The sequence below is a fragment of the Gordonia sp. X0973 genome, from assembly GCF_013348785.1.
GTDB lineage: Bacteria > Actinomycetota > Actinomycetes > Mycobacteriales > Mycobacteriaceae > Gordonia.
On the sequence record NZ_CP054691.1, the window covers coordinates 144,582 to 158,725 of the forward strand.

Annotated in this window: 6 protein-coding genes; 1 reads left to right on the top strand and 5 read right to left on the bottom strand. The window is 70.0% G+C overall.

The genetic code is table 11. The annotated features are described in order from the left end of the window. The 3 genes from HUN08_RS00665 to HUN08_RS00675 all read right to left on the bottom strand — a co-directional run bounded on the left by HUN08_RS00665 (window position 1) and on the right by HUN08_RS00675 (window position 10,161). On the bottom strand, window positions 1-3,306 hold the full coding sequence (locus HUN08_RS00665) for an arabinosyltransferase domain-containing protein (protein WP_301546818.1): 3,306 nt from the start codon (window positions 3,304-3,306) through the stop codon (window positions 1-3). Window positions 3,307-3,313: 7 nt separating this feature from the next. Continuing rightward, a complete protein-coding gene (locus tag HUN08_RS00670; protein ID WP_124246018.1) occupies window positions 3,314-6,700 on the bottom strand; it encodes an arabinosyltransferase domain-containing protein in 3,387 nt (1,128 codons plus the stop codon). An 86-nt stretch (window positions 6,701-6,786) separates the two neighbouring features. Beyond that, entirely contained in the window at window positions 6,787-10,161 is a 3,375-nt protein-coding gene (locus tag HUN08_RS00675) for an arabinosyltransferase domain-containing protein (RefSeq protein WP_124246017.1), read from the bottom strand. Window positions 10,162-10,202: 41 nt separating this feature from the next. On the opposite strand from HUN08_RS00675, the gene aroQ reads away from it, so the two are divergent. Further along, window positions 10,203-10,670: a type II 3-dehydroquinate dehydratase gene (aroQ, locus tag HUN08_RS00680; RefSeq protein ID WP_124246016.1), complete on the top strand. Its 468-nt coding sequence runs from the start codon at window positions 10,203-10,205 to the stop codon at window positions 10,668-10,670. Window positions 10,671-11,282: 612 nt separating this feature from the next. Here aroQ and HUN08_RS00685 read toward each other — a convergent pair. Together HUN08_RS00685 and HUN08_RS00690 are read right to left on the bottom strand one after the other, a co-directional pair. Next, window positions 11,283-13,250: an arabinofuranosyltransferase gene (locus tag HUN08_RS00685; protein WP_301546819.1), complete on the bottom strand. Its 1,968-nt coding sequence runs from the start codon at window positions 13,248-13,250 to the stop codon at window positions 11,283-11,285. A 102-nt stretch (window positions 13,251-13,352) separates the two neighbouring features. After that, a complete protein-coding gene (locus tag HUN08_RS00690) occupies window positions 13,353-14,114 on the bottom strand; it encodes a decaprenylphospho-beta-D-erythro-pentofuranosid-2-ulose 2-reductase (protein WP_124246015.1) in 762 nt (253 codons plus the stop codon). Window positions 14,115-14,144: the final 30 nt, after the last annotated feature.

Sequence of the window (14,144 nt, forward strand, 5' to 3'; positions counted from 1 at the left end):
TCAGTAGCCCGTCGCCCGGATCGGTCCGAGGTTCCACAGACCCTGCTCGCGCTGGGTGCCGAGCTGGATCTGAGCCGGCGGGGCCGGATCGATCTCGGTGAACCGCTGCAGCCCACCCCAGTCGCGACCCCAGTTGTTCCGCAGGTAGGTCGGCTGCAACGTCGGGGTCAACAGCGCTTCGGTGATACCGAGCGGACCACCGGCCTTGCCGGCCATCCACGTCTGGCTGTTCTTCCGCGTCGCCTCGGCCTCCGGCATGATGCGCCACTTGGGCACCTCCAGCACGCCGTTGCGGACGGCGATCGGCCGCTGGCACGGGAACACGAAGCCGGGCAACCAGTCGATGAACACCGGGTCGGTCTGTCCCACAACGTCGTTGAGGGTGCGCAGCTCATTCACCCGCGGCGGGGTCACGGCGAGCCATTCCTTCGTCGCGTCCGACTCGTCGTCGGCGACGATGCGCACCACGTCGGCATTGCCCGGGGCCTTGGCCAGCGGGAAACGCAGGTCGCGCCAGGCGGGGGCGCCACCGGCGTCGAGCGGGGCCATGCGGCCCAACGGCTTCACCGAGCCGTTGGCTTCGCGCCGGCCGAACTCGACGACGAGCTTCTGGCCCTTCTGCTCGATGTTGTCGTGGTCGCGCGCCTCGACGGAACCGGCGACGGCGACGGTGAGCAGCGGCCGGTCGGCCGGAGCCTGCGACGCGGCGAACGGCAGCTGGTACCAACCGGTGGTCAGCGATGCCTTGCCGCCCGGCGCGTTGTAGGAGCCGAGGACCGGTGTGCGCGCCGGATCGAGGCCGAAGGGCAGGTTCTGGCGCGAGCCGTTGACGCCGGTCTTCGCGCCCTGACCGCCCCAGGTGCCGCCGGCCGCGGACTCGTTGACCGCCGCCCCGGGGTTGTCCTGGGAGGGGAGATCGGTGCCGTCGGTGGTCGTCGACGACATGATCGGATCGGGCAACCCGTCGGGGGTGAACCCGGCGCCGGCGCCGAGCCCGGCCGCGACCGGGGCGGCCGGCCGCCCGTCGACCGCGGCGGGCAGCAGGATGCCCTGCGAGGGGTCCGGTGCGACGAGGACATCGTTCGCCAGCGCGCAGGCGTTTCCGGCCATGGCCCGGGCATTGGACTTGGTCCAGGACCAACTGTCGCGCTGAACCCAGGCACCCTTCGCGAGGCTGGCGACCATGAACAGGACCAGCAGCGTCGCGATCGTCGGCATCGGGGCGAACTTGAACGGTCCGCCGAGCACCGGTCCGGTGCGCGTCTGCTCGTCGGTGTAGTCGTCGCGGAAGTGGTAGTAGAGACCCAGCAGCGCGGTCGCCACCGCCAGCGCCAGGAAGAGCCAGCTGACGTTGACCCCGCCGATCGCGACCGGACGGTCGCGCCACGGCACGCCGTAGTTGCCGACGAACCACCACATGTTGATGCCGGCCATCGACATCGCCGTCACCAGGAAGACGCCCGCCGCGGCGAACGCCCGGTTGCGACGCGAATGCAGCAGCGCGGGTGCCATGAGGGCCCCGGCCGCGGCGGCCAGACCACCGGCGATGCCCGCGTAGACGCCGAAGTGGTGGGTCCACTTGGTCGGGGTGAAGGCGATGAAGAACATCGTGCCGAGGGTGACGGCGATCAGACGCCAGATCGGTGCGCGGGCGACGCCGTTCGGATGCCGGCCGCGCAGCAGGCGGAACATCACGAAGAACAGCGCGAACAACATCAGCAGGATGCCGATGCGGCGCGACAGCGTGCCGTCGCCGGTCTGCAGGATCAGGTAGTAGTACCGGATCGGTTCCTGCCACCACTCCAGCGTCGGGCCGACCTGGGCGGCGACCTGATTGCCGGTGATCAGCGGCATCACCGACTGGTCGGCGAAGATCATGAACAACACCGACGTGCCGGCGGCCAGGATCGGCGCCAGCATCGGCAGCCATCCGTCACGCTCATGCCGCGAGACCAGGGTCTTCACGATCGGGCGCAGCCCGGCCAGGAGGGCGGCGGCGGCCATGAGGCCACCGGGGGCCAGGGCCAGGGTGAACGCCGCGAAGATCGCGGCGATCGCATACGGCAGCAGGCGGCGTGTGGCGATGGCGCGCTCGACACAGCACCAGGTCAGCAGTGCGCCGATGGCCTCGGCCGGCTCCGGCCGGATGCCGTTGTTGTAGGGCAGCCAGATGGCCAGGAACACGAAGGCGCCCGACCACATCGCCGGGGTGCTGTTGCGCACCGCGCGGCCCAACCGCGGGATCACCTCGCGGCTGATCAGCCACCAGCCGAGCAGGCCCAGCAGCAGCGCGGGCAGACGCATGAACCAGGCGGCCACGCTGACGTGGGTCATCCAGGAGATCACCTGGAAGTGCCAGCCGAACGGGTCCTGCGGGACGCCGAAATAGCGGAAGTAATTGTCGGCGTAGCCGGCACCGCTGGTGATGCGGCCGACGGTCATGTTGTAGCCGTCGTCGGAGGTGTTGGCCCCGCCGAACCACCAGAACAGCAGGATCGCGGTGACCAGGCCGTCGAGCCACGTCAGCTTCCACCAGCCGGCGGGCAGCAGTCGTCGATGGCGCAGACCGTCGCGGGAATCCAGGATCGCCAGCGCGACCAGCGACACCAGGGTCGCGATGATGCCGATGACCATCAGCCAGAACTTCAGCGACGTCGGGCTGGTGACGTACCGCGTGTCGATGCTGGCGGTGAACGTCATCCCGGCGGGCGCGGCCCCGGTCAGATCCGAGTAGACGCCGACGATCTGCGGGCGCATCTCGTGGTCGTCGGTGGCGTAGGTGAGCAGGGCGCCGGGGTGGGCCTTCGCGTCGAGCCCCTCGATGGCAGCGTGGACGCCGTGGATGTCGCCGCGGAAGACGACCCGGCAATCCGGCGCGGCCTGGGCCGCGGCACGCGGGGCGCTCAGGATCACGACGTTGCGATCGATGACGATCAGCGACTCGGCGTTGGCCTGGATGAACAACCCGCGCGCGGTGGCCGCGAGGCCGTCGGTGGGGATCGTCGAGAGCAGGACGCCGCCGTCGGGACCCAGACGGGTCGCCGCCGAACACGGCACCGCCGTCTGCATGTCGGTCGCCACGTAGGACACCAGCGGTGCCACCACCGACGACGCCGTGTTGTTCTCCGGCCAGGCGATCTTGGCGGTGGTGCGGTCCACCGGCAGGACCATCATGGCGATGGCCAGCACCGCGCCCAGCAGTCCGGAGACCACGGCGAGGATCTTCGCCCCGCGATAGCCGTTGGACGTCAGGAATTCCGGTGCCCGGCGCTTGCCGTCCGAGTCCTCGCGTTCGGTTGTCGTCATCTTCTCGCTAGTCATCGTTGCGGGGCTCCAACCTGATGGATCCGGTCCGCGACCAGCCCCATTGCTTGCGTTCTTCAGTAGTCACGGTGGCGGGCACGGCGTTCGGGTCCCGTGGCTCGAGGCGTTCGAGCGCGCCCCAGCCCCGGTACCAGTCGCCGTCGAGGTAGCTCGGCACGGTCTCCGCCGTCGTCGTCGCCTCGGAGACGGCCAGCGGTCCGCCCCCGCTGGTGCTCTGCCAGGTGCGCGACTGGCTCAACGCCATCGCGTAGTCCGGCAGGATGCGCCACTGCGGGATCTCCGCCACGCCGTGGCGCAGCGCCATCGGACGCTGGCAGGGGAAGTGCGCGGCCACCATGAAGTCGATCAGCGTCGGGTCGGTGGAGCCGACGAGGTGCTGCAGGGTGACGACCTTGGGGGCGCGCGGCGGGGTCAGCATGATGAACTGCGAGGAGCCCAGGTTGTTGTCGAGCGCGAAGATGCGGACCACTTCCGCGCCGCGCGGGACGGCCGACATCGGGATGCGCAGGTTGCGCCACGGGCGGTTGGGGATGACCGGACCGGGGTCGATGGGGATCGCACCCGGGCCCATCTCGACGAACTCGCCATTCGGCCCGCGCTTGCCGAATTGGAAGCGCATCGTCTGCCCGAACACCTTCGCGCCAAAGGCGTCGATGGTGGAGATCGCGCCGGCCGCGGTGACGACGAGCAGCGGCGACGAGTTGCGCGGCGGCAGTCGGTACCAGTCCGAGGTCAGACGGGCCTCGGACTGCCAGCCGTAGCTGCCCAGCACCGGCGTCGTCGCGGGGTTCAACCCGTACGGCAGCGCCGCGCGGGAACCGTTGACGGTCCGCGGGCCCACACCGCCGGTGGTGCCGGCCTCCCACGTGCCCAGGACGGCGAACGGCTTGGACGACGAGCCGGCGACATTGGCCTGGCCCGGCCGCGAGCTGCCCATCTCGGCGGAGAGGTTGGAGGTGATGCCGTCGGGGGTGAATCCGACCGATGTCCCGGCGAGTGCCTGCGACGCGGAGCGTCCCGATTCCGGGACGAGCATGCCGTCGTTGGCGTTCGGCTCGACGAGAACCTTGTCGGCGAGCGCGCACGGCTGCCCGCGCAGCGTCGCGACGTTGGTCGAGAAGGCGGTCGCCATCGGGTAGCGGGTGACCGCGGCCTTCGCGAACAGGGCGAGCTCCAGCAGGACCAGGCCACCCGCGATGACGGCCAGCGGGGTGCCGGCCAGGATCAGCCGGACGCGGTTGCCGGTCTCCTCGTGGTGGGCGGCGTCGTCGGTGTGCTCGAGCCCCTTGTTCTCGACGTAGTCCAGGCGCAGGTGCTGCCAGGCCGCCAATGCTCCGGTCACGACGGCGAGGACCAGGAAGATCGTCGACATCGGGATACCGGCGATCACCGGGGCGCGGTCGAACCAGGCGATACCGGTGTCGTAGAAGTAGGGCCAGGCGTTCTTGCCCGCGGTGGCGGCGGCGAGGGCGAACATCAGCCCGGAGACGAAGACGGTCAGGTTTCGCGTGGAGCGGGCGGCGGACTGCGCGACGGCGAGGGTGGCCGTCGCGGCGACGGCGGTCGCGAGCCCGGCGTAGACACCGAACTGGATGGTCCACTTGGTGGGGGTGAAGATCAGCAGCACCATCGTCACGCCGATCGCGCCGACCGCCCGCCACACCGGTCCGTTGTTGACGCCGTCGATCCGGCCGCGGCGCAGCAGCACCGCGATGGTCACGAACGCGGAGGCGAACAGCAGCAGCACCGGGACGCGGCGGGCGACAGAGGCGTCGGAGGTGGTGACGGTCAGGAAGTAGTAGCGCAGGTACTCCTGGAACCACGGCAGGTTGGGGCCCACCTGGTAGCGCAGCTTCGTCGCCTCGGCCACGGTCGCCAGGGTCTGGTCGCCGAACACGACGAGCAGGACGGCGACAGCGGCGGCGGCCAGTGGGGCCAGGATGGCGGCCCAGCCGATCTCGCGACTGCGGGCCACGCCGTTGGCGAGCAGGGCCCGGGCGCCGACGAGCAGGATCGCGATGCCGATGACGCCCTGCGGCGCGGCGGCGAAGGTGAATGCCGCCGCGACGACGGCCAGGCCGACGGGGAGCAGCCGCTTGGAGGTGATCGCCGACTCGACGGCCCACCAGGTCAGCAGCGAGCCGAGGACGATGACCGATTCGCTGCGCAGGCCGCTGCAGAACGGCATCCAGAAGGCGCAGAACACGGCTCCGGCGGTCCAGATCGGCCAGCCGTGCGACACGGCCTTGCCCATCCGCGGCAGCAGGATGCGACTCAGGATGTACCAGGACAGGAGGCCGAAGGCGAGGCTGGGCAGGTGCATCCACAGCATGGACGCGGAGACCGACGACCAGTGGGAGAGGAACTCGTAGTACCAGTTGAACGGCGCCTCGGCGATGCCGTAGAAGCGGTAGTAGTTGGGCAGGTATCCGGCGTCGGCGGCCGCGCGGCCCATCGTGAGGATGTAGCCGTCGTCGGGGCCGCCTGCACCCAGCATCGCCCACACCAACAGCACCGCGGTGACGGCGAGGTCGGACAGCCGGGGGCGCAGGGAGGAGAGGAATCCACCGCGGCGGGAGGCATGCGCCGTCGCATCGTCGGCGTCGGCGTCGGCGTCGGCAGCTGCGGCTTCGGCCTCGGCACGTGCGGCGGCGACCGTCGGCGAGTGGCGGTCGAGCAAGGCCAGCGCGACCAAGGAGGCGATCACGGCGAGCAGGCCGAGGATCATCACCAGGCTCTTCAGCAGCGTCGGCGACGACTCGTAGCGGTCGTCGACGGCGATCGTCGCGCTCAGGCCCTGCTGTGCGGCGCGCTGCACGGTCTCCGGCGGAAGCGGGGAGAAGATGCCGTCGATCTGCGGGGCGACCTCGGGGGCGGCCGTCGTCGCCGGTCCGAGACCGACGAACTGGGCGCTCGGGCCGGCCGGGCCGGAGTGGAAGACCAACTTGGTGCAGCGCTTCAAATCGGCGCGCGGAGCACTGGCCAGCAGGGTGTTGCGGCTGGTCACGGTGACGGTCTCGCCGCCCTTGATCGAGAGCCAGCGACCGCCGGTGACACCGGCGGGGGCCGTCGAGAGGATCGTCTTGGACTCGCCGGACAGCTCGTCGAGGACGGCGCACGGAATCGCGATGTCGACCGACTTCGCGGTCTGCGCGATGAGTGGCGCGGAGACCGACGACGAGGTGGTCAGCGCCTGACCGTGCGGCCAGGAGATCGACGCCTGGACGGCCTTGACGGGGAGGAGCGGCGTCAGCGCGCAAGCAAGGATGCCGACGATGCCGGCGATGATCGCCAGCAGGCGAAGGGGGGCTTGGCGCGTCGACTCATCGGCATCGGAGTGCTCGGGCTCGACCGATTGCGTAGAAGACACAGACACGAAGTCTCATCGTAGGCGACGCACCTGAGTATTTGTTTATTAGCTCCGGCTCAACCGGCGGTATGCCCGATGCGCCAACCGTGCGGTCAGTGGCGGATCGGCGCAGGTTGCCACAGCCCGCTGCGGGTCTGGGTGCCGGTGATGATCTCGGCCGGCGCGACGCTGCTCGGATCGAACGGCCGGTACGCCTCCAGGGCGCCCCAGTCGCGGCCGATGTCGTTCTTTAGGTACGTCGCCACCGTCTCCGGTTGCTGCGACACCTCCAGCCAGCCGAGCGGTCCGCCCCCGGCGCTGCTCTGCCATGCGGAGACGGCCGCGGCCAGGTCGGCTCCCGGTCGGATGCGCCACTTCGGGATCTCGGCGACGCCGTAGTGGTGGTCGAATGGCCGCTGGCACGGGAACACCAGGCCCGACGTCCAGTCGACGTGGGTGGGCGCTTCCTTGCCGACGACCTCCTCGAGGGTCTTCAGTTGCGGCAGGCGCGGCGGGGTGAGCACCACGTAGCGGTCCGCGGCCAGGTTGTCGTCGCGGGCGACGATGCGGATCGCGGTGGTGTCGGCGGGCAGCGCGTCTGTGTTGAGCCGCACGTTGCGCCACGACGGGCGCGGACCCGGGTCGATGAGCGGGATGGACCCCGCCACGGTGAGATCGCCGTCGCGGGTCTGCGGTGCCACGGGGGTCGTCGAGTATTCGAAGACCAGGTCGGGGCGCTCGAACCAGCCGGCCGCGGAGAAGGTGATCAGCGGGCGGTCGCGGAAGTCGCGCGGCAGGGCGTACCACCCGGAGCGCAACCGGGCCGGTGCCTGCACCGTGCTGGAGTAGCTGCCCAGGACGGGGGTGCGCGCCGGGTCCAGGAAGAAGGGCAGACGGGCGTGGCTGCCGTTGATCCCCGGGCGCTCGGTGATACCGCCGGAGGTGCCGCCGCTGTTGGAGGCGAGCACGCCGGGATCGTCGTTGGCGGTGTCGGACAGGACGCCGAGGGAGCCGGCCGACGCGTTCGCGACCATCCCCGTCGGCACGCCGTCGGGGGTGAAGCCGACCGTCGGGTCGGCGCTGGGATCGCTGCCGGGTGCCGGGCGCGGGCCGGCCAGCGCCTGCGCCGGGCTCAGCGACTTGTCGACCGGGGACAGCTGGAAGTCCGACGGATTCTGCTCGGTCCAGATCTTGGTGGCCATGCCGCACTCCTCGCCGCGCAGCGCCTCCAGGTTGGAGCGCGGCACCGAGTACGAGGACGACTGGTGGATCCCGGCGAACACCGCGGTGATCACCTCGAACAGCACGACGCTGGCCACGACGAACACCAGCGGCTCGGAGACCAGCGTCGAGCGCAGCTTGGCCCACCGGCCGTCGGGTGTCGCGGCAGCGGTGCCGGGGGCATCCTCGTCGTCGGAATGGGGGTCGATCCCGGTGAACGGTTCGCGCAGGTGGAAGTAGAGGGCGAGCGCCAGCAGGGCCAGCGAGGCGACGAGCAGCACGCTGGCGATGCGGAAACCGAAGGTCACCTGCTCCACACCCCACGGCATCCCCCACGCCGACGAGTAGAAGTACGAGTTCGGGGCGGTGAAGGCCAGGCCGGCGACGAACAGGGTCAGCGCGGCGAAGATGGTCCGGTTGCGCCGCGAATGCAGGGATTGATGGCCGACGGCGATCGCGGCGATCGCCGCCAAGGCCGCGCCGAGCCCGGCGAACACGCCGAAGTGGTGGGTCCACTTGGTGGGGGTGAACATCAGGAACAGCAGCGAACCGAAGACGATCCCGACGATGCGCCCGGTGGGACCGCTCGCCGTGCCGGGGATGCGGCCCTTGCGCAGGAGCATCGCCGCCGAGACGGCCAGCGACAGCAGCAGGATCAGCACCGCGAACCGCCGGGCGATCGAACCGTTCGCCGAGTATTCGAACAGCGAGGAGTAGCGGTCGATCTCGTTGTACCAGTGCAGCGACGGGCCGAGCGCGGTCTTCATCGTCGACGCGTCCATGAAGGCGCGCAGCGTCAGATTGGAGAACACGATGAAGATGACGAAGGTGCCGGCCGCGAGGATCGGGGCCAGCAGGGAGACATAGGTCCAGATGGTGCGCCAGCGGGTCTTCCCGGTGTCCCCGGCGCCGAGCTGCCCGTCGATGTCGCGGGCGCGCTTGATCAGGGCGAGGATCATCGGTCGCGCACCGGCGATGAGCGCTGCGACGGCGAGCAGGCCGGTCGGCCCGGCGGCGAGGCTGAACGCGCCGATGGTGCAGGCGATCGCCGCGGGGAGGAGTCGCCCGGTGGCGATGGCGCGCTCCACCGAGCACCAGGTGAGCAGTGCGCCAAGGCAGATGATCGGCTCCGGGCGCAGGCCGTTGTCGAACGGGAACCACATCACCAGGAAGGCCGCGGCGGCGGTGGCGCCGACGACGGGACGGCTCGCCGCCCGCCCCAGGCGCGGAAGGACCTCGTGGCTCAGGATCAACCAGACCGCGACCCCGCACGCCAGGGCCGGCAGTCGTAGCCACGGGCTGGACAGGTTGATCTCGGAGAGCCAGCCGAATACGGCGTAGTACCAGCCGAAGGGGGCCTCGGGGGCGCCGAACCAGCGGAAGTAGTTGGCGGTGTACCCGCTCGCCTGGCCGACCCGGCTCATGGTGAGCAGATAGCCGTCGTCGGAGGTGTTGGGGCCGACGAAATGCCAGACCGCCAGCATCCCCAGGACCACGTAGTCGCGCGGCATCAGCCGCCACCAGCGGGCCGGCAGGATGCGGCGGTGCCCGCGACGGTCGCTGCCGTCGAGGAAGGCCAGGGCGATCAGGGAGCCGATGGTCGCGAGGATGCCGACGATGAGCACGATCCGCTTGAGCAGCGTTCCCGGCGTGTTGTAGCGGGTATCGATGGTCGCGTGGGCGCGCATGCCCGGCTGGCTCGACGCCGGGCCGGTGAGATCGGTGAAGAAGCCGGTGAGCTGGGGGCGCTGGTCGGCGTCGACGTGGTCGGCGTCGCGCCCGGCGGTGGTCCCGCTGATCGGCTGACCGTCGGAGCCGCGGAGTCCGGTGAAAGTGGCGGTCACGGCGTCGGCCGTGGCCTTGACGTCGATGGTGCGGCAGTCGGGGCCGGCGACGTCGCCGGCCGGTGCCGTTGTCACCTGGATGTTGCGGACGTTGACGGCCACCGCGGACTTGTCGGCGCTGCGGGAGATGAACAGGCCGCGCTCGGGGGAGGGGGTGGCCTGCTTGGGCACCGTCGAGAGCAGCACCGAACCGTCGGGTCCGAGGTCGTTCACCGCCGAACAGGGGATGGAGACCTCGAGGTCGATCGGGACATAGGAGACAAGTGGGGCGTTGACGCTGGTGAGCGTGCCCTTCTGGGGCCAGTCCAGCTGCGCGGTGGTTTGGTTCACCGGCATCAACGGGGTGGCGAGTGCCAGGAGGAATCCGAGCAATCCGGTGACTATGGCGGCGACGCGGGCTCGGCGGATCGTCTGGGCTGACACAAAGGTTCATCGTAGCCGGTGGTGCCGCCTAGGCTGGAGGCATGGCCGACATGGAACCGCCCCCCCTGCTGCTGCTCAACGGGCCGAACCTGAACACCCTGGGATTGCGCCAACCCGACGTGTACGGATCGAAGACGCTCGCCGAGGTGGTGCGCGACGCCGAGCGCATCGCCGCCGAGCTCGGCTACGGCCTGCGCGCCGCGCAGACCAACCACGAGGGCGAGATGATCGACTGGTTGCACGAGGCGCGCGGACAGGTCAGCGGCATCGTCATCAACCCGGGCGGCTGGACTCATACCTCGGTCGCGCTGGCCGACGCGCTCGTCATCCCCGAGGTGCCGATCGTCGAGGTCCACATCAGCAACATCCACCGTCGTGAGCCGTTCCGCCACCACTCGTACGTCTCACCGGTGGCGCACGGCGTCATCGCCGGTCTCGGCGTGCGTGGCTACGAATACGCCCTGCGCTACCTCGCCGACCTGCTCGCCCGGGCGGACGAGGCCGAGTAGCGCGGTCTCGACCCAAGTCGACTAGCGAGGTCTCGATACACCGGCTCGGCTAGCGCCTCGCCAGCACTCGACCACCGTCTTACGGCGCTCGACCATCGGTGGATCTACTCGACCGTCGCCGGCACGCGACCATCGGTGGTCGAGTGGATCCGAGGCGCTAGCCGAGGAACCGTATCGAGACCCGGTGAGACGACGTCGATACGGCACTCGACTACCGTCGCCGGCACGCGACCATCGGTGGTCGAGTGGATCCGAGGCGCTAGCCGAGGAACTGTATCGAGACCTGGTGAGACGATGTCGATATGGCGCTCGACGACGGTCTTCGGCGCTCGGCCATGGGTGGTCGTGTGGATCCGAGGCGCTAGCCGAGGAACCGTATCGAGACCCGGTGAGACGACGTCGATACGGCGCTCGACTACCGTCTTCGGCGCTCGGCCATGGGTGGTCGTGTGGATCCGAGGCGCTAGCCGAGGAACCGTATCGAGACCCGGTGAGACGACGTCGATACGGTACTCGACTACCGTCGCCGGCACGCGACCATCGGTGGTCGTGTGGATCCGAGGCGCCAGCCGAGGAACCGTATCGAGACCCGGTGAGACTACGTCGCCAGCGTCAGCGCACCGGCCGGTTGCGCACGACGAGGACGAACGGGCCGATCTCGGTGACCCGGAACTCCGGTCCGGCGAAGGCGGCTTTGTCGAAGGTGACGGTGTAGCGCTTCACGTTCGGGTCGTTGGGGTAGACGTCGCGGGCCAGCTTCAGCGAGTACCCGTCGTCGCTGTAGCGGAACAGGAAGGCGTCGGGTGCGCGCCACGGCGACGTGTCCAGGTTGTGGACCATGTCCGCCGGCGTGGTCGCCTTCGCCCACTGCTCGATGGCGGCGGAACGCTTGTCGAACTCGGCAAGCGGATTCGCATAGTGCGACGTCAGGCCCTGGAATCCCCAATACGGGTAGACGGACAGGAAGTCGAAGTCGGCGGTCAGCACGACGGTGTCGGTGGCCGGTTTGCCGGTCTGCTCGGTGATCGCCCGATGGATCTGCGGGTAGTACGATTGCGCGCCGGCGGGTCGTTTGTCGGCGCGCTGCCCGGACCCGTCGGTGTCGGAGTAGGCGAGCGTGATGTCGCCGCTCAGCATGGACGGGACGTGCTGGGCGGTGGCGATCGCGGCGACCGTCGCGACCGCGCCGATGACGAACCGCACGTCGCCCATCCGTCCGACGAGCCAGCTGGAGAGCTGCGCCAGCCCGAGCACCCCGCCCGCCGCGAGCACCGCGGTGAGCACCGGTTCCAGGCGGAAGGCGAGCAGCGTCGTGCCGGTGGCGGTCAGCGCCATCGACGCGAGGCAGACGAGGTACACCGCGACGACGAGTGCGGCGAAGGCCAGCGCGATGGTCCGCTCCCGGAAGCGCCAGAGGATCCAGACGAACCCGATCAGGGCCAGCAACCCGAACACGGAGAGCCGCAGCATCGGGAACGGCAGTTCCGACCCCGACTCGGGCAGGTAGTGCTCGTAGGTGCCGCCGCTGGCCGGTTCCTTGCGCGCCCGAGCCAGCAGGTACGGAGCCCACACCAGCAGCGCGACCGCCCCGGCGACGACGCCCATCAGCGCCAGGCGCCCGATGTAGGTGAGAGCGAGGCGGGTCCGGATGCGGCGCACCGTGCCCGAGGGGACGGCCGCGTTGGACGCGTCGATCCACCCCTTGACCAGCAACCACAGCACCAACAGGCCGGCGGTGAACGCGAAGACGCCCGCGTACAGGGTGTAGAAGGTCGCACACGCGCCGAGGAAGACCCCCGACGCGAGCAGGGCGATCCACCGCGTCGACGAGAAGCGCACCGCGTCGACGGGGGTGTCCTTCTCCCCGCGCAGGGCGTGCAGAATCGTCGGCAGCAATGCGACGCCCACGATGATCAGCACGGCCGAGTAGGGCTCCGGCGCGGCGAGGGCGAGGGCGGCCAGCGTCACCGCCAACGACACGGCGATCCCGCGGTCGGCGCCGATCATCCGGTTCCAGAGCACCGCGGCGAGCGCGGCGGCGGCGGCGATGGAGATGATCGCCCACGGCTTGTACGCCTCCCACCCGGGTTGTCCGGCGAGGTTCGCGTAGCGCCCGCCCAACCAGAACCAGCCGGCCGGGTAGAACGGCGGGAGGTCGAAGTAGGTCATGTCGGCCAGGCGATGCGTCGATGTCAGGCGCGTCAGGTATTCGACGCGGAACTGCTGGTCGACGGATAGGCCGAAGAGGTACAGCTTCGTGGCGGCCAGCGGCATGCCCAGGGTGACGGTGACCAGCCCGGCAAAGCCGATAGCGGTCAGGGCGTCGACGAGGATCCGCCGCGACCCCGGCCGCCGCCGGTAAAGGAGGACCGCGACGAGGAGCACCGCGATGGCGAAGACCTGCCCGACCGTTGTCAATGCGCGCAACACGTTCGACGCGTTGTACGCGGGCCAATGGACCGTCGCGATGACGCGCAGGCCGATCCAGGCGACGACCGCGCCGCCGAGAACCGCGGCGAGCAGGCGCACCGCGTCGAGGGTCAGGCTGGCGCGGGGGGTGGCGGTCGTCGAAGTGCTCACGAGAGCCGAATCTATCCGATCGGGCCAAGAGCTACCGAAACCCACAACATCTACCGTTGCTTCGGTAGCCGTTGTGGGTTTCGGTAGCGAATGTGTCGGTGCCTAGATCGGGAGCTTGCGGAAGATCGCGCGCGGGATGTGGCGCAGCACCATCATGATGAACCGGAACGGGCCGGGCGCCCAGACGACTTCCTTGCCGGCACCGGCCGCGGCGACGGCGAGCTGGGCGACGTCCTCCTTGTTCACCGTCAGCGGCGCTTCCTTCACATGCGCCGAGAGGCGGGTGCGGACCTGGCCGGGGCGGATCACCAACACGCGCGGGCCGAATTCGCGCAGCGCCTCGCCGAGGCCGAGGTAGAAGCCGTCGAGACCGGCCTTGGTGGAGCCGTAGACGAAGTTGGAGCGGCGCACGCGCTCACCGGCGACCGAGCTCATCGCGATGATCTGGCCGTGGCCCTGGGCGCGCATCTTCTCACCCAGCAGCACGCCCACCGAAACGGCGGCGGTGTAGTTGATCTGCGCCTCCAGCACGGCCAGGCGCTGGTCCTGCCAGGCCTGCTCGTCGTCGCCCTGGATACCGAAGGCGACGATCGCCACGTCGATGTCACCTTCGGCGAAGGCCTGGTCGATGACGGCGGGGTGGGTGTCGGTGGCCAGCGCGTCGAAGTCGATGACCGACACGTCGGTGGCGCCGGCCTCCTTGAGCGCGGTGACCGCGGCCGGGGCGGCGTCGTCGCCGGGGACGCAGGCGAGCACGACGCGCGCCGGGCCGAGCTTCAGGTACTCGGCGGTGATGGCCAGGCCGATCTCGGAGCTGCCCCCGAGGACCAGGATGGACTGGGGGGCGCCGACGGCGTTGATCATGGTGGTTCCTTCAGTGCGGTGTTGCGGTGT